Here is a 20,758-nt window from a genome sequence, read left to right on the forward strand (position 1 = left end):
TGTGCTCATTCGCCGTCTTTAGCCGGCTCAGAGGCTGCTGATGTGTTGTGTTGTTCAGGCGCTGCCTTTTTCTTGTCTTCAGGATCAGGGCCGCAGTCTTCAGCACTGCTTGGCACCACGTCCATTTTTTTGGCAAGCATATATTCGTTCATTTCTTTCCAGCCGGCAAAGATATCCGATTTGGCAACTTTCGGATTGCGGCTGAAGCAATCTTCCAGCGCTCTGCCGCTATGGCGACAGGCCGCTCCAATCGCTTTGCCGTTGGCTTGTTGCTTGTTCAGCATGGTATTGACCTGATCACAGCCGCTGAGTGCCGTAACGACAAAAAAAAGACCTGCGAGTGAGCGGAGTCTGGACATAAGGTTTGCAACCCGTAGTTGATCGGTTAACGGCTATATCGGGTTAAACCATACTTTACTTTAGATGCTGTAAAGCAATTTGCCCGCTCGCAGACAATATGCAAGAGCACGTCCGAAAAAAGAATGAGGAAAAATCAGATAATAAGTGGGGATGAGCCGCGAATGGATAAACGGCAAGGGCCTGCAAAGTTGATTTGCAGGCCCTTTACGAATCAAGCGTGATTGATTGTCGAAACGCGCGAAGCGAAGTGCGATCAGCGAGGTTGTTCAATACCTGCCAGCAACCAGCGTGAAGACGGGGCTTTTTGTTTGGTGAAGTGCCAGATCTCTTCAAACGGCTCCACGGGAGCATTCACATATTCGCTGACATGACCTTTGAAACGTACGCTGGCCACGACGCGGGCAGCTTCGTCAGTGATATCCAGCAGATCAATATTCAGAGACGGGAAATCAGCGATCTCCCGATTTGCCTGGATTTGTGCCTGCAGTTCGGCAAACAGTTCCGGCGTCAGATATTTGCGCAATTCATCCAGTTGTTCGGGCGAATTCATGGCTTGCAGATGCTGGAAACTTGCTTTGGCATGACGCAGAAAAGCCTGGGTGTCTGTGCCATCTGGCAGGCTGGCCGGTGCATTCAGGCCGTTTTGCATCAATCCTTCGCCAATACGGTAAACCTTCTGATTGCCCTGGGTGTTCAGACGAGAGTCATTCCAGCCGGGGACCGGGCGGGTTTCTGGATAGGGATCAATCACGGGGCGCTCGCGGCGGCGCAAGAACATAAACCCGGCCAGCGTCAAACCGCCAAGCAAGATCAGCCAGCCCCACGGCAGGCTGCCACTCTGTTCTGAGGCGCTTGCGCTTGAGGCGTGCTCGCCACTGCGAGCAAGTGCATAACCCGCCGCTGCGCCAACGGCAGCGCCCGCCAAAGCAGGCACGACGACAGAGCGTTGAGGCTGTGTTTGTTGAGGTTGTGGCTGGGCCGGTGCCGGCTGCGCAGGCGCAGGGCGTGTAATCTGGTTGCGTTGCATGCCGGCTGAACGACCACTGCCAAGCCGGGCCGCTTCAGCGGGCCCGGTCACTGCTATTGCAAGCGCCAAAAATACGAGGAGAAAACGTGGTCCGGTGGTACGACTACGCATTAACGACAGTCCCTGGTCAATCGATTGTCAGGTTTTGTTTGGGTGAACCATGAATCGTACATTAGTAAGGGCTTAAACTGCTAATTTCAAGTGCGATAAAACGACGATTTTTGTGTATACGATACAGCCCGTCTACGCACCCTGGCGCCGTACGGGCGGTATTATTGAGCTAACAGGCTGTCAGAACGGCGATTGCCGTTACCGCAAAACGCGGAGCCGACAAGAATCGCCATACACCTTGTTGGGGTGGGCAATCCTTGGCCAGGAAAGAAAACTTTCCATTGCGCAATTTGTTTTCTTACGGCTTGCGGCGTGTCGCGCGCCATTGTGTGGCGCGCGCAGAATGTTTGATTAGTTATCAGAGTCCGGCATCCTGGACGGAGCCGCAAGCGGAAAAAGCTGAAAGGCAATCAGGACAGGATCAACTGCGCTGGCCGCGTTCGATCGTTACGCCCACACGGCCTACTTCGTGCAAGATACCCAGCTTGGTCACCGAAACTCGGGTCCACGGCGCAGAAAAGTCCTGCATAATCAGATGCGCGATATGTTCGGCCAGGGCCTCAAGCAACAAGAAGTGCTGTTCTGCCATGGCTTGTCGCAAGTGTTGAACGACTTTGTCGTAGTCGATGGTGTCAGTGAGGTTGTCAGAGACACAAGCCTGGGTTGAAGGTAGCCCGATTTCCAGATCAAGCTCAACAACCTGAGGGGCGACACGTTCCCAGTCATACCAGCCGATCAGGGTTTTGGCGCGTACGCCGTGCAAAAAGATGATGTCCATACCACTCCTGGCGCGGGTTCAGTTTGACGTTCCCGGCTGCGGATCGCTTACAATCGAAAACTCGCTATTGTAGTGGATTTCCAAATGCAGTCGTTAATCGTCGTGCTGGCCGCTTATCTGATCGGTTCTCTCTCGTTCGCTGTGATCGTATCCCGCGCAATGGGTATGGCCGATCCACGTACTTATGGTTCGGGTAACCCGGGCGCGACCAACGTCCTGCGCTCTGGCAACAAAAAAGCGGCGCTGCTGACGTTGATCGGCGATGCCCTCAAGGGGTTGGTCGCCGTCTTGTTTGCCAGCTTGCTGGTAGGGCTGTGGCGCTTGCCCCGGCCGGACGCGGTGATTGCCGCAGCGGCGCTTGCGGTTGCCATCGGTCATATGTGGCCGGTCTTTTTCCGCTTCAAGGGTGGCAAGGGTGTTGCGACAGCAGGCGGGATTTTGCTGGCACTGGACTGGCGTGTCGGACTGGTGACGCTGGCGGTATGGTTGATCCTGGCCAAGGGGTTCAAGATTTCATCGCTGGCCGCGTTGATTGCTGCTGTGATTGCACCAATCCTCACCTGGTATTTCATACCGCAACGCGAATACCTGTATTCGGTCTTGGTGATCTCCGTGTTGCTGATCGTCCGGCATCACGAGAACATTCGCAAACTGCTGACGGGTAGCGAGAGCCGCATCACGGGCCAGGATGAATCGCGTTCCTGATCGCTTTCTGAACAAAACAAAAAGCCCGGCGTTGACCGGGCTTTTTGTTGGGCGCGATGGCGCAGGATTGCGTCAGCCTTGCTTGGTGTGCTGCCGCACAATGCGTGCCTTCTCACGTACCCATTCACGTTCTTTCTGGCTTTCACGCTTGTCATGCTGTTTTTTGCCCTTCGCAAGGCCGATATCCAGCTTGATGTAGCCATTCTTGAAGTGCATGTTCAACGCGGCGACGGTATAGCCGGAGCGCTCGACTTTCTCGGCCCACTTGATGATTTCGTGACGCTTGAGCAGTAGTTTTCGTAGCCGGGTAGGGTCTGCATAAACATGCGTCGAGGCAGAACTGAGCGGCGTAATATGCGAACCCATCAGCCAGAAATCGCCTTTGGAAAAGATCACATAAGATTCTTTCAACGCGACGCGGCCGGCGCGGATGGATTTGACCTCCCAGCCTTCCAGTTGCAGCCCGGCCTCAAGCCGGTCTTCGATAAAATAGTCGTGAAACGCTTTGCGGTTATCAACAATCGTCATTTCTTTTGCCATTCGGGCTCATCGTCTGAATAAAGATTGTACCGGGTGGCGCGTTTTCGAGGTATCACTGTGCAAATTTGTATTCTTTATACCGGTGGCACACTGGGTATGCGGCCAGGGCCCGATGGCCTCGCGCCTGTACCAGGCTTTCTGACTACCACCCTGCAAGCCCAGTATCCTGGGGTGGAAGTCATTGAATATACGCCGCTACTTGATTCCAGTGACATGACGCCAGCAGACTGGAACCGTATTGCGCAGGATATGGTTGATCGAGTAGAGCAATTTGATGGCTTCGTGGTGTTGCATGGCACCGATACACTGGCCTGGAGCGCATCGGCGCTGTCATTTGTTCTGGCTGGTTTTGGTAAGCCGATTGTGGTGACCGGCGCGCAACACCCATGGGAAGCCCTGGATAGTGATGCCCCGGGCAATGTCGCCGATGCGATCAGTCTTGCGGCCAGTGGTGCGTTGGCGGAAGTGGCGGTGGTGTTCGCTGGCGTGGCATATCGCGGTAATCGAGTCCGCAAAGTGGATTGTGAGCGTAACGCTGCTTTCAATAGCCCCAACTGTCAGCCCCTGGCCAGGCGATTTGGTCACGGCTGGGCTTTCAATAATGTGGCTTTACCGGTTGCCAAAGCGGCTGCGGTGACGGCGGTGAATGCCGACGCCCGTGTTGTTCGTCTCACACTGGCGCCGGGCTTTAGCGCTGGTTGGCTGGCGCAGGCACTCCTTGTGGCCGAGCTGGATGGCGTCGTACTGGAAACTTATGGCAGTGGCAACGTGCCATCCCAAGCCGATTTGACGGACGCGATCGCTCAGCTGGCAAAGCGGGCATTAGTTGTGAATTGCACGCAATGTGTGTCCGGTGCCGTACAGATGGGGTTATACGCTTCCAGCAAAACGCTGCTGGAAGCCGGTGTGCTCAATGCCCACGACATGACTCCTGAGGCTGCCCTGGCCAAACTCCACTGGGTCTGCGCCCAGACAAGTGACCTCTCTGAACGCCGGCAGCTGTTCATCGAGAATCGGGCAGGGGAGTTAACCACCCTGGAGTGATTTTCAGAATGAGTGGCGGCGGGGTGATAGCCTATGTTATAGTCGTCGTCTGTTCTCGATGGCGGGTCTCCCCGCATGGCTAAAAGGTGAACCTGGTCAGGTCCGGAAGGAAGCAGCCACAGCTTTTGATGCCAGTGCCGGGGGTCGGGCTCGCCACCCCTCCCTTTTCTTTGTTTTTCCCCGCTCGATCCTGCTGATTCGTATCCCTCTCGCTGTTTGACTGGCGCAGAACCTCCTGTTTTGTCTGCTGTTTCCACTGCATTTGTGATTTGTACCTGGAATACCTTGACCCGTATCAACGCGTCATATCCGGCGTGAGCGCAATATCCACTTCGCAAGCTGATGCTTCGTGTATCTCCAGTGGAATTTCCGCCGCGCTAGTCGCGGCGTTTTTTTTTTGCCTGTTATCTGCCGCCTTGTCAGTGCCTGGAGCCAAATGCATAATGCGCCATCTAGTGCATGGTTGTGCTCAATGAAGGCTTTTTTCGACCTCTTCCCGGTCATCTTCTTTTTTCTGGCGTTTTTCTTCAGTTCTCATGATCCGGCCCACGCAGCGGCGTTGGCCAGCCATGTGCCCATCCTGTCGCAAGTCGTTCTCGCGGCACAGAATTCCACTCCGCCCAAAACGCCTGACCAGATTGCCATGCTGATTGCCACTGCGGTGACCATGGTCGCCAGCGTGATCCAGTTGGCATTTGCCTGGCTTAAATGGCGCAAGGTTGATGCAATGCTGATCGTCAGCTTTGTGCTCATCATGGTCATGGGCGGCGCGACGCTATATCTGGATGACCCGGATATCATCAAGTACAAACCTACCGGCCTTTACTGGATTTTCGCCGCAGTGCTGCTGTTCTCACAGTGGGTGCGTGGTCAGAACCTCATGAAAGTCATGATGGGTAAGCAGATGGCATTGCCCGAACCGGTCTGGAATAGCGTCAATTACGCCTGGGCGGGGTTTTTTACTGTCATGGGCGCGCTCAATATCTGCATTGCCCGATTGTTTAGTTACAGTGCCTGGGTCAACTTCAAACTGTTCGGAACGTTGGGTTTGACAGTAGTATTCCTGGTGGCCCAAGGGCTCTTTCTCAGTAAGCACATGACCGACGAGCCCGGCCAGGGTGACAACCCGTCGGACAAGGACTGAAAAACATGCCTCTTTACGCAATTATCGGTACACACTTGCCCGATACACTGGTGCAGCGCAACGCAGTGCGGCCGGCGCATCTGGCTCGCCTCGAAACACTCAAGGCGCAAGGGCGGTTGGTGCTGGCCGGGCCGTTTCCGGCGGTCGATGCGCCTGATCCCGGGCCTGCTGGCTTCACCGGCAGCCTGATTGTGGCTGAGTTTGAGTCGCTGGCCGACGCGCAAAAGTGGGATAGCGAAGACCCGTATCATCAAGGTGTTTACGGGCAAACCAGCGTGAAACCCTTCAAACAGGTGCTTCCCTGAACTCTGGTATGATGAACACGCTTCAAGACGAGCTGCAGCAAAGACTGGCGGCTCTTGAACCTGAAACCCTGATCGTGCACGATGACAGCGCCGCGCATGCCGGACACGCCGGTAGCGGCGGTGGTGGTCATTTCGAAGTCACGATCGTGGCGCAGGCCTTTGCAGGTCTGGGTAAAGTGGCCCGACACCGCAAAGTGTATGCATTGGTGGCAGATTTGATGCCTGTGCGCGTACATGCGCTCAGCATCAAGGCGCTGACGCCGGATGAGCTCTGAGAACGCCGTCGGTGTTCCAGACATAATTGATATGTATGCTGCATTGAACCGACAACATTCAAAGGAATCGTAATGCGTTCTACCAAGCTTCTTGTTGGCGCCCTTGTTGGTGCCGTGATTTCCGCTTCGGTCATGGCCGATGCCAGCGTTGCCACCGTGAACGGTGTGGCTATTCCGCAAAGCAAGGTGGACCTGATCGTCAAGCAACTGGCAGAACGTGGCCAGAAAGATTCGCCGGAACTGCGTGACCGTATCAAGCAACAACTGGTCACCAATGAAGTGCTGTATCAAGACGCCGTGAAGAAGGGCGTGGACAAGTCTGCTGACGTGCAAGCCCAACTGGATGCCGCCAAGCAACAGATCGTTGTTTCCACCTATGTGAACAACTTCGTCAAGTCCAACCCGGTTAGCGATGCTGATGTTCAGAAAGAATACGATCGCGTGATCAAGGCCAACTTTGCTGGCAAGGAATACCACGCTCGTCACATCCTGGTGAAAACCGAAGCCGAAGCCAACGACATCCTGGCTCAGCTGAAAAAGGGCAAGAAGTTTGAAGATCTGGCCAAGGCCAAGTCCATCGACACGCAGAGCGGTGCTCAAGGTGGCGATCTGGGCTGGTCCAACCCGAACAACTTCGTGCCGGAATTCTCCGCAGCCATGACCAAGTTGACCAAGGGTCAGATCACTTCTGCTCCGGTGAAGACCCAGTTCGGTTACCACATCATCAAGCTGGATGATGTGCGTGATGCCAAGGCTCCGCCGCTGGATCAAGTGAAGGGTGAAATTTCTCAACAACTGGAACGTGCCAAGGTTGAGAAGATGATCAGCGATCTGCGTGCCAAAGCGACCGTGCAGTAATTGCTGATTGTGATCCGGTCTGATCCAGGCCGGATCAGCAAAACAAAAACGCCATGCATTGCATGGCGTTTTTTTTGGAGCGGTTCTGATCAAAGCTTGCTGGTCAGTTCTGGCAGCAGAGAGAAGAGATCTCCGACCAAGCCGTAGTCGGCGTGCTGGAAGATTGGCGCATCCGGGTCCTGATTGATGGCGACCACAATGCCACTATCCTTCATGCCGGCCAGATGTTGTACTGCTCCGGAAATACCCACCGCCAGATACAACTCGGGGGCGACAACGACGCCAGTCTGACCAACCTGCCAGTCATTCGGCGCGTAACCTTCGTCCACCGCTGCGCGAGAAGCGCCGATCGCCGCACCTAACTTGCTGGCCAGGGGAGTGAGCAACTTCTGGAACTGTTCCGCGCTACCCAGTGCCCGACCGCCGGAGATCACCGTACGAGCAGTCGCTAGTTCTGGTCCGTTACTGACTGTTTGCTCGGCACTGACCCATTCAGCGAGTTGTGCATCTACAGCGGCGACTTGCCATTGCAGTGATTCAACCGGTGCGCCTGCGGGCTGAATGCCAGCATCGACAAACGCGGTCGGGCGTACGCTCAGAACACGTTTGGCGTCGGTGGTCTGGATCGTGGCATGGACATTGCCCGCGTAAATGCCGCGAACAAAGGTGTCGGTATTTACGATCTGCAAGACATCCGAAATCATGTTGGCATCCAGCAGGGCGGCCACACGGGGCAGTACATTGCGGGCAAAAGTCCCGGACGCTGCAACCACGTTGTCGTACCTGCTAGCTACGCTGGCGATGAGTGGCGCAAGTCGTTCGGCCAGTTGGTGCACCAGATCGAGGCTATCCGCCACGAGAACACGGCTTGCGCCGACCACTTGTGCTGCTTGTGTGGCGACATCGCCAACGGCGTGACCTGCAACCAGAATGTGGACCTCGCCACCCAGTTGCGAGGCAGCTGTAACTGCATGACGGGTAATCGCCCGCAATTGGCCATTCTGGTGTTCAGCAATGATGAGTGTGCTCATGGCAAAACCTTTGCCTCGGTACGCAGGCGTTCAATCAGTTCATCCACACTGCCGACACGGATGCCAGCCTTGCGGGCAGGGGGCTCGGCTACCTTCAGTAAGGTGGTGCGTGACGTTGCCACGACGCCCAGTGTTTCGGCAGTGACGGTTTCAATCGGTTTTTTGCGGGCCTGCATCAGATTGGGCAGCTTCACATAGCGTGGCTCATTCAGACGCAAATCGCTGGTGACGAGCGCCGGCAACGGCAGGCGTAGCGTTTCCTGGCCACCATCTACTTCTCGGGTCAAGGTGACAAAGCCGCTGGCTGGTTCAATGCGGGATGCGGCGATGCCTTGGCCAATACCCAGTAATGCGGCCAGCATCGGGCCGGCTTGAGCCGAATCGTCGTCAATGGCTTGTTTGCCCAGCAAGACGAGATCCGGCTTTTCTGTGCGGGCCACCGCAGCCAGTAGTTTGGCGACGCCAAGCGAATCCAGCGGTGCATTGTGTTCGACCAGAATGGCGCGATCAGCACCCATGGCCAGCGCGTGCCGGAGGGTGTCTTGTGTGGACGCAGCGCCAATCGACACGGCAACAATCTCTGTTGCAATACCTTTTTCTTTAAGGCGTACCGCTTCTTCCACGGCAATTTCGTCGAACGGGTTCATGCTCATCTTGGCGGCGGCAATCTCGACATCGGATTGATCCGCCTTGATCCGCACCTTGATATTCGGGTCAACGGTGCGTTTGACAGCGACCAGTATCTTCATGATGTTGTCCTTGTTATGTAGCGCGGCTTACCAGAGTTGTTCCACCGCCAGGTGGCCCGGTGCGCTGCGGCGGGCTAGCGTAAAGCCCTTGTCTCCCAACAGTTTGCGGGTTTCATCCACCATGTCCGGATTGCCGCAGATCATGATGCGCGAACGCTCGTGATCCAGTGCAACGCCGGTATGTTCTTCCAGACCGCCGTTGGCCAACAAAGTGGTGATGCGCTCTTTGAGCGCGCCAGGGACGTCTTCACGGGTCACAATCGGCACGTAATGCAGTTTGTGGGCGAATTCACTGTAGTACTCATGGGTGGCAAAGCTGCGAATGGTCTCTTCATAGGCCAGTTCAGCTTTTTCACGCACGCTCTGTACCAGAATCAGTCGGTCGTATTCTTCCCAGGCTGAAAAGTCATAAAGAATAGACAGGAACGGTGCCAGGCCGGTGCCCGTCGCCAACATCCACAAATCTTTGCCTTGTTCAAAGCGGTCACGGGTCAAGAAGCCGTAGGCGGTTTTGTCGACGTAAATCGTATCGCCTACCTTGAGTCGTGACAGTTCGCTGGTGAATTCGCCGCCAGGCACGACAATGGAAAGGAACTCAAGGTGCTCGTCGTAATCGGCCGACAGAATGGAATACGCCCGCCACACGATCTTGCCGTTCTTTTCCACGCCCAGGCGAGCAAACTGGCCGGGCACAAACTTGAATGCGTCGCCCCGCGTGGTGCGCAAGGTAAACAGGCTGGGCGTCCACGTGTGCAGATGCGTGATCGTCTCTGCCGTATATTTTTCGCTAGCCGTCATGATTTCATATTCCTGCTGGTTATCTAGCTTCGAATCTTAAACACAGGTAGAATATCTGTAAATTTGAATTATTAAATAAAATATATCCAAGGAATAGATATGAGATACACCCTCAGGCAGCTCGAAGTCTTCGTTGCCGTGGCGCGCTCAGAAAGCGTGTCGCGCGCGGCTGAAGCGTTGTCTCTATCCCAATCAGCGACCAGTACAGCGCTGGCGGAACTGGAAAAACAGTTCGACACGCGACTGTTTGATCGGTACGGCAAACGCTTGCAACTGAATGAACTAAGCCGGCAGTTGTTGCCGCGCGCGATTGAGCTGCTTGATCGCGCCAACGAAATTGAGTCCACCCTTGCGGGCGAGGCGGGCATCGGCCCGTTGCGCATTGGTGCCACGCTGACCATTGGTAACTATCTGGCCACCTTGCTGGTTGGTGAGTTCATGCGGCAGCACCCGGGCAGTCGCGTGAATATCTCGGTACATAACACGGCCACGGTTGTACGCGATGTCGCGCACTTTGAACTTGATCTGGGGTTGATTGAGGGAGAAATCCAGCACCCGGATCTGGATATGTTTCCTTGGGTGGCTGATGAGATGGTCATCTTTGCTGCCCCTGAGCACCCACTGGCCAAGAAAGAATCGGTCACGCTGGATGACATCCTGGCCGTGCCCTGGATTTTGCGTGAGCCTGGCTCCGGGACACGTCAAACCTTTGAGTTTGCGATGCGTCATGTGCTGGGCCGACTGGACGTGCGTCTGGAGCTGGAGCATACCGAAGCCATCAAGCGCGCGGTGGAGTCTGGCTTGGGGATTGGATGTATCTCGCGCTTGACGCTTAAAGAGGCATTCCGGCGAGGTAGTCTGGTTCCGCTGGACGTTCCGGGGCTGGATTTTCGCCGCATGTTCCACTTTGTACTGCACAAGCAGAAGTTTCGCACTGCGGGCATTGAGGCGTTTATTGACCTCTGTCGCGATGCTGCCCGTGACGTCGAGCGAAGTGACGAGATTGTCCTGCGCCGACCGGATGGTCAGCCTGTGGAATATCGATAACCTTCGCTCACTGACTTATTAATACATAACTTCTTTATTCAGGTGTTTCATGCAGCGCGATGTAATGGAATATGACGTAGTAATCGTTGGCGCCGGTCCGGCCGGTTTGTCTGCGGCGATTCGCCTCAAGCAACTGGCGTTGGCTGCCGGACAGGATCTGGGCGTATGCGTGCTGGAAAAGGGCGCTCAGGTTGGAGCTCATTTGTTATCAGGGGCCGTGCTGGACCCGATTGCGCTCAATGAGCTGATTCCGGACTGGCAAGCACGGGGCGCGCCGCTGCATACGCCGGTCACTCATGATCGTTTCCTGGTGCTGGATGAAGACCTTGCCTGGACCATTCCGCATCTGCTGATCCCGCGCATTATGCGTAATGATGGCAACTACATTGTGAGCCTGGGTGAATTTGGTGCCTGGCTGGCGACCGAAGCCGAAGCACTTGGTGTGGAAATCTACCCCGGCTTTGCGGTGGCAGACGCGGTCTACGGCGACGACGGTGCGGTCATCGGCGTGGTCTGTGGCGATATGGGCATCGGCAAAGATGGTCAGCCTAAAGCTGACTACACCCCTGGCATTGAAATTCACGCGCGCTACACGCTGGTTGCCGAAGGTGCACGTGGGTCGCTGACCGGCAAACTGGAGCAGCAATTCGGATTGCGTGATCAGACGCAAATCCAGAAGTTTGGCCTGGGGATCAAAGAATTGTGGCGTATCCCTGGCAAACAGCATGAGGCCGGACTTGTCCTGCATACGCTGGGCTGGCCGTTGGGTGGCCGGGCCGGTGGCGGCGCATTTATTTACCATATGGGTGAGGATCTGGTCTCTATTGGCCTTGTTACGCATCTGGATTACGCCAACCCCACGCTTGAGCCGTATGAAGAATTCCAGCGTTTGAAACGACACCCGGCCATTGCCGCCATGTTGCAAGGCGGGGAACGTATCGGCTATGGCGCACGGGCAATCACCGAAGGTGGATGGCAGTCTTTACCGGAGCTGGCTTTCCCGGGAGGGGTGTTATTGGGTTGTGCGGCCGGCATGGTCAATGTGCCGCGTATCAAGGGTAATCACAACGCCATGAAGAGCGGCATGCTGGCCGCTGAGTCTGTGTTTGCCGCGCTGGCTGCGGGCAGGGCGCACGACACATTGGCAGACTATGGGGAACGTGTTGTCCAAAGCTGGATCGGCCGTGAACTGCGCCAGGTGCGCAACATCAAGCCGGCGCTGTCCCGCTTTGGCAGCTTTCTGGGTACGTTGTATGCCGGCGCAGATTTGTGGCTGGGTCAACTGGGCTTCAAGCTCCCCTGGACGTTCAAACATGGCAAGCCGGACTATGCGAGCCTCAAGAATGCGCGGGAAATGCCGAAACTGGACTATGCATTGCCCGATGGTGTCTTGACCTTTGATAAAGCTTCATCGTTGCAGCTATCCAACACCTGGCATGAGTCCGACCAGCCGTCACACCTGGTGCTGAAGCGTCCGGAGGTCTACCTCACCCAGAATCTGGATGTCTATAACGCGCCCGAAGCGCATTATTGTCCGGCCGGCGTGTATGAGATCGTGCAGCGCCAGGGGCAGCGTGCATTGCAGATCAATGCGCAAAACTGCTTGCATTGCAAAACCTGTGATATCAAGGATCCAGCGCGCAATATCATCTGGCTGGTGCCAGAGGGCGGTGGTGGCCCTGGTTATCAGGGAATGTAGTTGTAAGACTGCTTGCTCCAAAAGTGTTTGTTTTTGGCTGCGCATACGGTGTTTTGCTGATCGGTCGCGGGTAATCTATGGTTTAATGGGTTTATAAGAAATCAAATACTTTCATTGAAAGTAAGAATTGGATGGTTGCGGGTGCAAATACATATCGATGATTTGTACCGGCGAAGGGCGTCGATTATGCTCCGCAACAGTCATTGGACTCTCAGAACGAAGCCCCAATAGAGATGCAACCACTGCTCGCGCGGCTGCGCGTTTTTTCCCGGGAAAACCGGCTTGCATTGCGCCTGGTACTGGCCGTCATGGTTACCAGCGTACTGGTCGCCGCGTCGCTGGCGTTTTTCCTGGCCCGTCAGGAATATCAACGCAGCCTGTCCCAAATCCGCTCTGATCTGGAAACCCTGTCGCGCAGCGTGCGTCCGCAACTGGCCGTTAACCTGTGGCTGGTGAATACCGAGGCCGTGCGTACACAACTGAATTCCTTGTTGCAAACCAAGGTGGTTGGGTATGCCGAACTGGTCGAAACAGACGGTTCGCGCTATCAAGCAGGTGAGTTGCCTTCTGACCAGCGTTCCGTAGTCAGCATGACCTTTCCGGTGGAGTACCTGCATCCACTGACGAACAAATCAGTACGCCTGGGGCAGTTGACCCTCGTCAATACGCTCGACGGCCTCGAGGCCGAAATCACCGACCAACTCAAACGCATCCTGTTCTTGCTGGTTACTGGCATGGGTGCGGCGGCACTGGCGTTTATCTGGCTGTATCACCGTCTTATTGCCAGACATCTGCGTTATATCGCTGATTATACGCGGCATTTTAACTATGAGCGGCTATCCGCGCCGCTGGTGCTGGCCCGCCCACCCGGTACTGCGGATGAGCTGCAGACACTGACTGATGCATTCAACGCCATGCGGCGCAATCTGTTGCAAGGGCTGAACGAGCGTGATTCTGCCCAGCACGAATTGCTGCGCGAAAAAGAACTGGCTGAAGCCACACTCAGTTCTGTTGCCGACGCGATCGTGACAACCACGGCAGACGGCAAGGTCAAGTTATTGAATCCGGCGGCCGAAACACTCACGGGTTGGCCTTTTGCCGAAGCATCAGGGCGTCCGATTACCGATATCGTGATGACGGTGGATGAAGCCAGCGGTACGCGTTTATCCCGCTTGTTGGCAGAAGCCCTGGAAGGCGGTCACACCGCCACCCGCGAAGTGGCAACCCTGGTCAACCGGCTGGGCCAGCGTTATCGCGTGGAAATGGCGATTGCCGCTGTGCCGGATGAACACGGTATCGGATTGGTGGTGGCGCTGCACGACATCAGCGAAGCTGAAGCGTTGACGGAGCGTCTTGCCTATCAAGCAACGCACGACGAACTGACCGGGCTGACCAACCGCCGTGGCTTTATGGGCGCGCTGGTACAAGCCAGTGAAATTGTTCGTGAAAGTGGCAAACCCTGTGTACTGATGCAGCTGGATCTGGATCAGTTCAAGCTGGTCAACGATACCTGCGGTCACCTGGCTGGCGATGAACTGTTGCGCCAACTGGCGCGGCAGTTGCTTGAGATCGTTCCGGTTGGCGTGCAAGTAGGGCGGTTGGGAGGTGACGAGTTTGGTTTCTTGATGCATGACGCGTCGACCGAACAAGCCCAGCAATTGGCCGATCGTATTTTGCAAGCGCTGGAGCAGTACCGGTTTGTCTGGCAAGACCGCCCGTTTACCGTCACCGGCAGTATGGGGCTGGTGCTGATGGATACCGAGGCGCGCAATTTGCAGGAAGTCATCAGCCGGGCTGATGTGGCCTGTTTTGCTGCCAAAGAGGCCGGACGTAACCGTTTGTCCTGGTATCGTGGTGGTGAGGTTAATCTTGAGCAGCGCCATAACGAGTTGCAACTGCTGGCTACGCTGCGTCAGGCTGCCGAGTTGAACTGGTTTCAGCTGTATTTTCAGCCGATCGTCTCGTCGATCGATGCCGATGAACTGCATTATGAAGTGTTATTGCGTCTGGTCGGTGAGAACGGCAAGGTGATCTCTCCAGGGGCGTTTATCCCTGCGGCCGAGCGCTATGATTTGATGGCCACCATCGATCGTTGGGTTGTATCGCACGCAATTGGATACCTGGCTGCGAAGGAGCGGCAGGGCCGTCCTGTACCCATGCTATCGGTCAACTTGTCCGGCAAATCGCTCAACCGTCAGACGCTGGCTTTTGTGCTGGAGCGGCTGGATGAGTCAGGTGTGCCACCAGAAAACCTCTGTTTTGAGATCACTGAAACCAGCGCTATTGCCAATATCAAGGAATCCACGCTGTTTATTGAGGCGCTGCGTACGCGCGGCTGTCGCTTTGCGCTGGATGACTTTGGTAGCGGGTTTTCATCATTCACTTATCTGAAAACGTTGCCGGTACATTACCTCAAGATCGATGGCAGTCTGGTTCGCGATATTGTTGATGATCACGTCAGTCTGCAAATGGTGATCGCAGTGAACCATATTGCGCATGCCATGGGTCGTCAGACCATTGCGGAATATGTCGAGTCCGCCGAGATCGCCGATAAGCTGCGCGAAATTGGCGTCGATTATTTGCAGGGATACCACATTGGTATTCCGTCGCCGAATATGGTGCTGGAGCCCGCCAGGTATAGCGCCTGAGCGGCCCCAATGGGCATGTAAGTATTCTTCCCGATTGGTGAAAAAACCCGTCCGCCGCACAGTGTGCCGGGCGGGTTTGTTTTATATGGAGAGTAGCACGGGGGCGTGCTGCCCTCTGGCATGGCAATAAGTATCCGGTTCAAGAAATACACAGAAACAATAAAGCTATAAGCGGTTTGGGGAGGTACAAATGACAATGCGTATGCGTTTGCTGCTGCCGGTATTGGCGGTGGCGTTGCTTGGGTTTGGCGTGACATTGGGCTATGTCCTGTTTGGGCAGAATCTGACGCTGGACGCCGTCACTTATATATTGGCGCTGGCCAGTCTGATCGCGCTGGCTGCTGCCGCCTGGATGGCGGCGGGTTTCGCCTTGCGCCCGCTGGACGCATTGCAGCGCGGTTTGCACGATATGGGTGGTAGCGCCGGTTTGTCGGTGCGTTTTGCAGAAGAGGGCGAACTGGCGACATTGGGTCGTCCGCTCAATCAGTTTGTCAGTACACAACAGTCAGTTTTGCGTGAAATCCAGCGGGAGATGGAAGCACTGGCCCTCAGCCTGCATGAATTGACCGCAGTCACGACGCAAATTTCCAACGATACCCGCATGCAGTCTGATCACGCTTCGGCTTCTGCAGCCACGGTCGGGCAGATTACGCAGAGCATTTCCAGCATCGCGTCTCGTGCCCGTGATGTGGATGTCGCGGTGCTGGATACGCAGTCCATTTCCAGTGAAAGCGCGCAAGCCGTTATGGGTGTTTCATCCGAGGTGGGTGAGGTGGCGACGGCGATGCAGTCGCTCGGGACGGCGATGGATAATCTTTCGCAGCGTGCACGTGAAATCAGCGGCATTGTGGTTGTCATCAAGGAAATTGCGGATCAGACCAATTTGCTGGCTCTGAACGCAGCTATTGAAGCAGCACGTGCTGGCGAGCAAGGTCGTGGTTTTGCCGTGGTGGCAGATGAAGTTCGCAAACTGGCTGAGCGCAGCTCTTCGGCGACGGTCGATATTGCCCGCCGTATCGAACTCGTTAACGCTGAGACCAATGCGGTTCTGGCGGACATGACCCGCACTTCTACCGGCGTATCGCAGAGCGTTGACAAGGCGGAGCACGCTCGCAAACACATGCTCACAATTTCCGGCCGGATGGACGAAGTCGCGCAAGTAGTTCGCCAGATTGCCGATGCGACCGCTGAGCAATCGTCCGCGACCGAGTCGATGGCGCGTTCGACTGAACGCGTCAGCGGTATGACGCGCGCGACCGACTCGGCATTGCATCAGGCCCGTCAGACATTGCAAAGTGTGGATGAACGCGCCAAGACCCTGCTGGGGGCTGTCGGCAAGTTTCACCTGGCAGATGTGGAAGTGCTGCACTGGTGGCTGTCACGCAGTGAAGCGCGTGCCGTGTTTGAGTTGAAAACCCGTTTGAACGCGCAGGGCCACCACTGGATGGACACCCGGACTAGCGGGGGTGACCCGATGGCGACGCTCAATTCGCGCGTGCAATCTGGCAATGCGCCGACTGCAGCGGCCAATCGCATTATCAATATTGGCAAGTGGTCCAGAATGGGTGTGCTGGCTGATCTGAACGAGATCGCCCAGCGCCAGCGCTGGTCCAGCGTGCTGCCTGCGGTGCTGGATAAAATGATCCAGGTAGACGGCAAATACGTGGCCGTGCCCCTGGGCGCCGCGCGTGTGAATACCTTGTGGGTGAATTTGCCGCTGATCCGGAAAGTGGGCGGACAGCAGCCGCGCACCTGGGATGATTTCTTTGCATTGTGCGAAACACTGAAAGAGGCCGGCATCACCCCGCTTGCAGTGGGTGAGCAGGATTGGCAGATCGCTACCATGCTCGAAACGGTGATTCTGGCCGAAGGCGCAGAGTTCCATCGCAACTGTTTTGTGAAGCTTGATGCGAGTGCACTGGGTGGCGCTGGCATGGTGCGCGCCCTGGAGCGTTTCCGTCGCCTCAAGCCATACTGCACTGAAGATGCAGCGGGTCGTGACTGGAATCTGGCAACCGTTGATGTGATTAACGGCCGTGCCGCTATGCAAATCATGGGGGATTGGGCCAAGCCGGAATTCATGCAGGCTGGGCAGGCGCAGGGCAAGGATTACATGGGCTGGGCCGCACCGGCTGCCGCGGGTGAATTCAGCTTTGCGTGTGACTCGCTCATCATGTTCAAGCAAAAAGAAGGCGCCATGCACGACGCTCAGCGTGATCTGGTCGAAATGTTGATGAGCCAGGAAGGGCAGGAGGCGTTCAATTTCTTCAAGGGTAACGTGCCGGCACGTTCCGATACGCCGATGAGCCGCTACGATGGGTATTCGCAAGAAACGGCACGGTCATTTGCCCAGGCGGCCAATGCCAATGTGCTCGTGCCGTCCTGGGCGCATAGCCAGTGTTTGCCCGAAGAAGCCCGGGCATCAATCTTCGACACAACCCTGAAGTTCTGGCGCAACGGCAACATGAGTGCCAGCGACGCCGCCAGAATGATGGCGGATGCCGCACGACGCAGTTGAGGTGGCTTGATCGAAGCCGGCAGAGACAGGTAACGACTCTGCCTCTTGTCTGACGTAAAAAAGCCCCGCAATTGCGGGGCTTTTTTGTTGGTTACTGACCGCTGCAGATTACTCCACGCGGTAGTTTGGTGCTTCTTTGGTGATCTGCACGTCATGCACGTGAGATTCGCGAATCCCGGCAGAAGTGATCTGCACGAATTCGGCTTTCTCATGCATCTGGGCGATGGTGGCGCAACCCAGATAACCCATGGAAGAGCGCAGGCCGCCAACCAGTTGGTGAACGATGGCAGTGACCGGACCCTTGTAGGGAACGCGGCCTTCAATGCCTTCCGGTACCAGCTTGTCGGCGTTGGCCGTGTTTTCTTCCTGGAAATAGCGATCGCTGGAGCCTTGTTGCATGGCGCCCAGAGAGCCCATACCGCGGTAGCTCTTGTATGAGCGACCCTGGTACAGTTCGACTTCGCCCGGCGCTTCTTCGGTACCTGCCAGCAGACCACCCAGCATGACGGTGTGCGCACCTGCAGCAATGGCCTTGGCGATATCACCAGAGAAACGGATGCCCCCGTCAGCAATCAGCGGTACACCCGTGCCTGCCAGGGCGTCAGCCACGTTGGCAACAGCGGAGATTTGCGGTACGCCCACACCGGCCACGATACGTGTGGTGCAGATGGAGCCCGGGCCGATACCGACCTTGACTGCATCAGCGCCGGCATCAACCAGTGCACGTGCGGCGGCGGCGGTGGCGATATTGCCGCCAATCACTTGTACATTCGGGAAATTACGCTTCACCCAGTTCACGCGGTTCAGCACGCCGGCGCTGTGGCCGTGCGCGGTATCAACCACGATGACGTCTACGCCGGCTTCAGCCAGCAGGGCGACGCGTTCTTCAGTGCCATCACCAGTACCGACTGCAGCGCCAACGCGCAGACGACCCAATTCATCCTTGGACGCCAGCGGGTGTTCGCTGGTCTTGATAATGTCTTTAACGGTAATCAGGCCGCGCAGATGGAAGCCTTCGTTCACCACCAGTACACGTTCCAGCTTGTGGTCGTGCATCAGGTGGCGGGCTTCGTCGATGGAGGTGCCTTCACGCACGACGATCAACTTGTCTTTTTGCGTCATGACGCTAGAGACAGGGACATCGAGGCGGGTTTCAAAACGCAGGTCACGGTTGGTAATGATGCCGACCAGTTGGCCTTTGGCATCAATGACCGGGAAGCCGGAAATGCGATGCTGGCGGGAGAGGTTCAGGACATCGCGAACCAGCATGTCAGGGGAGACGACCAGCGGATCTTTCACCACGCCGGATTCGTGACGTTTCACCTTGGAGACTTCAGTGGCTTGCAGCTTGGCAGACATGTTCTTGTGAACGATACCAATGCCGCCTTCCTGCGCAATGGCGATGGCCAGCGGGGCTTCGGTCACGGTATCCATGGCTGCGGAGATCAGCGGCAGGTTGAGCCGGATGTCACGAGTGAATTGGGTACCAAGGCTGACATCGCGGGGCAGGACGTCAGAGTGGGCCGGGACGAGCAGAACGTCGTCGAAGGTCAGTGCTTGTTGCACGATGCGCATTTGCGAATCCTTTCACGCCAAAAGTCGATTATACCGGGTTTGGCACGGTAAGACTATGCCGACGTAATCACCTTTTACCGGGCGGCGTGTTGCAATTTGTACAAACAAAAGCGGTTTTACGCCTGCAATGTCGCCCTTGCAATCTGGTCGGGGCAATATGCAGATATATACATAAAGCATAAAGCGGGGCGTGATACGGCCAGTGAAAAAAACAGGCCGTCGCTACCGGAACAAGCGGTCAGGGGCCGCAATCCACAATATGGGAGGACGGCATGGAGCATGCCGGAGCGACACCGCAGCAGGATGAAAAGGGTCCGTGTGCGCTGATTTTGTCCGGGGGCGGCGCGCGTGCTGCTTATCAGGTGGGGGTGCTGCTCGCTGTGGCACGCATCTGGCGTCACGGCGAAGCCAATCCGTTTCCGATTATTTGCGGTGCGTCAGCCGGGGCCATCAATGCTGCCGGGCTGGCCTCCAGAGCCAGTGCGTTTCAATCGTCGGTGCGGCATCTGGCACGTTCGTGGTTGTTGTTGTCGCCGGAGCGGGTGTATCGGGCCAGCGTCCTCGCGTTGATCAAAAGTGCAGGGCATTGGGCTGTATCCATGCTGGCGGGTGGCTTGGGCGAGCGCAACCCCAAGTCTTTGCTGGATAACGCACCGCTCCGCGACCTATTGAGTGAGCTGGTTGATTTTGATGGCATCGGTCGGGCGGTCGACGAGGGTGCTCTGCTCGCGTTATCAATCACCGCGTCGGGCTATACCTCGGGCCAATCGGTCAGTTTTTATCAGGGCTCGCCGCAATTACCCGACACTTGGCAGCGGGCCTCGCGTATTGGTTTGCGGGCCAGGATAACGGTTGACCATTTGATGGCTTCGAGTGCGATTCCGCTGGTGTTTCCTGCTGCGCGGATCAACCGCGAATACTTTGGTGATGGCTCGGTGCGCCAGATTGCGCCGCTTAGCCCGGCTATCCATCTGGGTGCCAGCAAATTGCTGGTCATTGGTGTGGCACCGCATGCTGAGCTGCCTGGGCGGGAAAAGGTCAACGAATACCCATCGCTGGCGCAGGTGGCGGGGCATCTGCTTAACAGCGTGTTTCTGGATTCGCTGGAAGCTGATCTGGAGCGGGTTCAGCGAGTCAACAATACGATCTCATTGTTAAGTGAAGAAGTGCGAGCAGCGCACCGTACTGCATTGCGGCCATTGGAAGTATTGACCATCGCGCCGTCCCGCCCGCTAGAGCGACTGGTGATGCCACACCGTAAACGCTTTCCGCCTGGGCTGCGTTTCTTGCTGGGCGGTCTGGGGGCTTTTCGTCGCCAGGGGTCGGTGTTGTCCAGTTACCTGTTGTTTCACGGCGATTATGTGCGCCAGCTCATCAAACTGGGTTATCGGGACGCCATGAAGCGACGCAAGGAACTGGAGTGCTTTCTGGCTGACTGAGTCATCACGCTTGCCGCGCGTATACGGATGGCTTGTCATCGGCATAATCTTTGCTGGTAGAATATTGATTGATAAAATCAATCGACCAGATCAGCAAAGGCCTATTC

General features: G+C 56.3%; 19 protein-coding genes and 1 other RNA gene. 12 read left to right on the plus strand and 8 right to left on the minus strand.

From position 1 onward, the window contains the following. Window positions 1-5 precede the first annotated feature (5 nt). The 3 genes from IEX44_RS16670 to IEX44_RS16680 form a co-directional block, all read right to left on the minus strand. The gene (locus tag IEX44_RS16670) at window positions 6-284 is read right to left on the minus strand and encodes a hypothetical protein (protein WP_188696565.1); all 279 of its coding nucleotides are present in this window, start codon (window positions 282-284) and stop codon (window positions 6-8) included. Window positions 285-613: 329 nt separating this feature from the next. Continuing rightward, window positions 614-1,294 (minus strand): Tim44 domain-containing protein, encoded by a 681-nt coding sequence (locus IEX44_RS16675; protein ID WP_188696568.1) that lies wholly within the window; start codon window positions 1,292-1,294, stop codon window positions 614-616. A 625-nt stretch (window positions 1,295-1,919) separates the two neighbouring features. Then, a complete protein-coding gene (locus IEX44_RS16680; protein ID WP_188696571.1) occupies window positions 1,920-2,276 on the minus strand; it encodes a dihydroneopterin aldolase in 357 nt (118 codons plus the stop codon). An 84-nt stretch (window positions 2,277-2,360) separates the two neighbouring features. Between IEX44_RS16680 and plsY the strand changes: the two genes are divergently transcribed. Next, on the plus strand, window positions 2,361-2,981 hold the full coding sequence (gene plsY / locus IEX44_RS16685) for a glycerol-3-phosphate 1-O-acyltransferase PlsY (protein ID WP_188696574.1): 621 nt from the start codon (window positions 2,361-2,363) through the stop codon (window positions 2,979-2,981). A gap of 72 nt (window positions 2,982-3,053) precedes the next feature. Here plsY and smpB read toward each other — a convergent pair whose 3' ends face one another. Next, the gene (smpB, locus tag IEX44_RS16690) at window positions 3,054-3,509 is read right to left on the minus strand and encodes an SsrA-binding protein SmpB (protein ID WP_188696577.1); all 456 of its coding nucleotides are present in this window, start codon (window positions 3,507-3,509) and stop codon (window positions 3,054-3,056) included. A 69-nt stretch (window positions 3,510-3,578) separates the two neighbouring features. Between smpB and IEX44_RS16695 the strand changes: the two genes are divergently transcribed. The 6 genes from IEX44_RS16695 to IEX44_RS16720 all read left to right on the plus strand — a co-directional run bounded on the left by IEX44_RS16695 (window position 3,579) and on the right by IEX44_RS16720 (window position 7,147). Next, window positions 3,579-4,565, plus strand: coding sequence for an asparaginase (locus tag IEX44_RS16695; protein ID WP_188696579.1), 987 nt, complete (start codon window positions 3,579-3,581; stop codon window positions 4,563-4,565). A gap of 60 nt (window positions 4,566-4,625) precedes the next feature. Further along, window positions 4,626-4,723: signal recognition particle sRNA small type (ffs, locus tag IEX44_RS16700), an RNA gene on the plus strand. 314 nt (window positions 4,724-5,037) lie between these two features. Continuing rightward, window positions 5,038-5,709 carry a septation protein A gene (locus IEX44_RS16705; RefSeq protein ID WP_188696583.1) on the plus strand — a complete coding sequence of 224 codons (672 nt, stop codon included), beginning with the start codon at window positions 5,038-5,040 and terminating at the stop codon, window positions 5,707-5,709. A gap of 5 nt (window positions 5,710-5,714) precedes the next feature. Further along, a complete protein-coding gene (locus tag IEX44_RS16710) occupies window positions 5,715-6,014 on the plus strand; it encodes a YciI family protein (RefSeq protein ID WP_188696586.1) in 300 nt (99 codons plus the stop codon). An 11-nt stretch (window positions 6,015-6,025) separates the two neighbouring features. Beyond that, on the plus strand, window positions 6,026-6,289 hold the full coding sequence (locus IEX44_RS16715; protein WP_188696904.1) for a BolA family protein: 264 nt from the start codon (window positions 6,026-6,028) through the stop codon (window positions 6,287-6,289). Between the two features lie 72 nt (window positions 6,290-6,361). After that, window positions 6,362-7,147 carry a peptidylprolyl isomerase gene (locus IEX44_RS16720; protein WP_188696589.1) on the plus strand — a complete coding sequence of 262 codons (786 nt, stop codon included), beginning with the start codon at window positions 6,362-6,364 and terminating at the stop codon, window positions 7,145-7,147. Window positions 7,148-7,236: 89 nt separating this feature from the next. Here IEX44_RS16720 and IEX44_RS16725 read toward each other — a convergent pair whose 3' ends face one another. Genes IEX44_RS16725 through IEX44_RS16735 form a run of 3 tightly spaced genes read right to left on the minus strand, consistent with a single transcriptional unit; the run spans window position 7,237 to window position 9,725 of the window. Beyond that, the gene (locus tag IEX44_RS16725; RefSeq protein WP_188696592.1) at window positions 7,237-8,178 is read right to left on the minus strand and encodes an electron transfer flavoprotein subunit alpha/FixB family protein; all 942 of its coding nucleotides are present in this window, start codon (window positions 8,176-8,178) and stop codon (window positions 7,237-7,239) included. Beyond that, complete coding sequence (locus IEX44_RS16730; RefSeq protein WP_188696595.1) at window positions 8,175-8,927, minus strand: electron transfer flavoprotein subunit beta/FixA family protein; 753 nt, start codon at window positions 8,925-8,927, stop codon at window positions 8,175-8,177. The genes IEX44_RS16725 and IEX44_RS16730 overlap by 4 nt, the downstream gene beginning before the upstream one ends. A gap of 27 nt (window positions 8,928-8,954) precedes the next feature. Then, window positions 8,955-9,725, minus strand: coding sequence for a ferredoxin--NADP reductase (locus IEX44_RS16735; protein WP_188696598.1), 771 nt, complete (start codon window positions 9,723-9,725; stop codon window positions 8,955-8,957). 99 nt (window positions 9,726-9,824) lie between these two features. Between IEX44_RS16735 and IEX44_RS16740 the strand changes: the two genes are divergently transcribed. From IEX44_RS16740 to IEX44_RS16755, 4 genes are all read left to right on the plus strand, one after another. Beyond that, window positions 9,825-10,772, plus strand: coding sequence for a LysR family transcriptional regulator (locus tag IEX44_RS16740; RefSeq protein WP_188696600.1), 948 nt, complete (start codon window positions 9,825-9,827; stop codon window positions 10,770-10,772). Between the two features lie 49 nt (window positions 10,773-10,821). Continuing rightward, entirely contained in the window at window positions 10,822-12,471 is a 1,650-nt protein-coding gene (locus IEX44_RS16745; RefSeq protein ID WP_188696603.1) for an electron transfer flavoprotein-ubiquinone oxidoreductase, read from the plus strand. Between the two features lie 233 nt (window positions 12,472-12,704). Next, window positions 12,705-15,119, plus strand: a complete 2,415-nt coding sequence (locus tag IEX44_RS16750) for an EAL domain-containing protein (protein ID WP_188696608.1) — start codon at window positions 12,705-12,707, stop codon at window positions 15,117-15,119. A 190-nt stretch (window positions 15,120-15,309) separates the two neighbouring features. Then, window positions 15,310-17,637 (plus strand): extracellular solute-binding protein, encoded by a 2,328-nt coding sequence (locus IEX44_RS16755; protein WP_188696611.1) that lies wholly within the window; start codon window positions 15,310-15,312, stop codon window positions 17,635-17,637. Window positions 17,638-17,745: 108 nt separating this feature from the next. Here the strand turns inward: IEX44_RS16755 and guaB are convergent, their stop codons facing one another. Beyond that, window positions 17,746-19,212 carry an IMP dehydrogenase gene (guaB, locus tag IEX44_RS16760; protein WP_188696614.1) on the minus strand — a complete coding sequence of 489 codons (1,467 nt, stop codon included), beginning with the start codon at window positions 19,210-19,212 and terminating at the stop codon, window positions 17,746-17,748. Window positions 19,213-19,484: 272 nt separating this feature from the next. Between guaB and IEX44_RS16765 the strand changes: the two genes are divergently transcribed. Beyond that, window positions 19,485-20,651, plus strand: coding sequence for a patatin-like phospholipase family protein (locus IEX44_RS16765; protein ID WP_188696617.1), 1,167 nt, complete (start codon window positions 19,485-19,487; stop codon window positions 20,649-20,651). The last annotated feature ends 107 nt before the right edge of the window (window positions 20,652-20,758 follow it).

This window comes from Silvimonas amylolytica, assembly GCF_014645555.1.
Lineage (GTDB): Bacteria > Pseudomonadota > Gammaproteobacteria > Burkholderiales > Chitinibacteraceae > Silvimonas > Silvimonas amylolytica.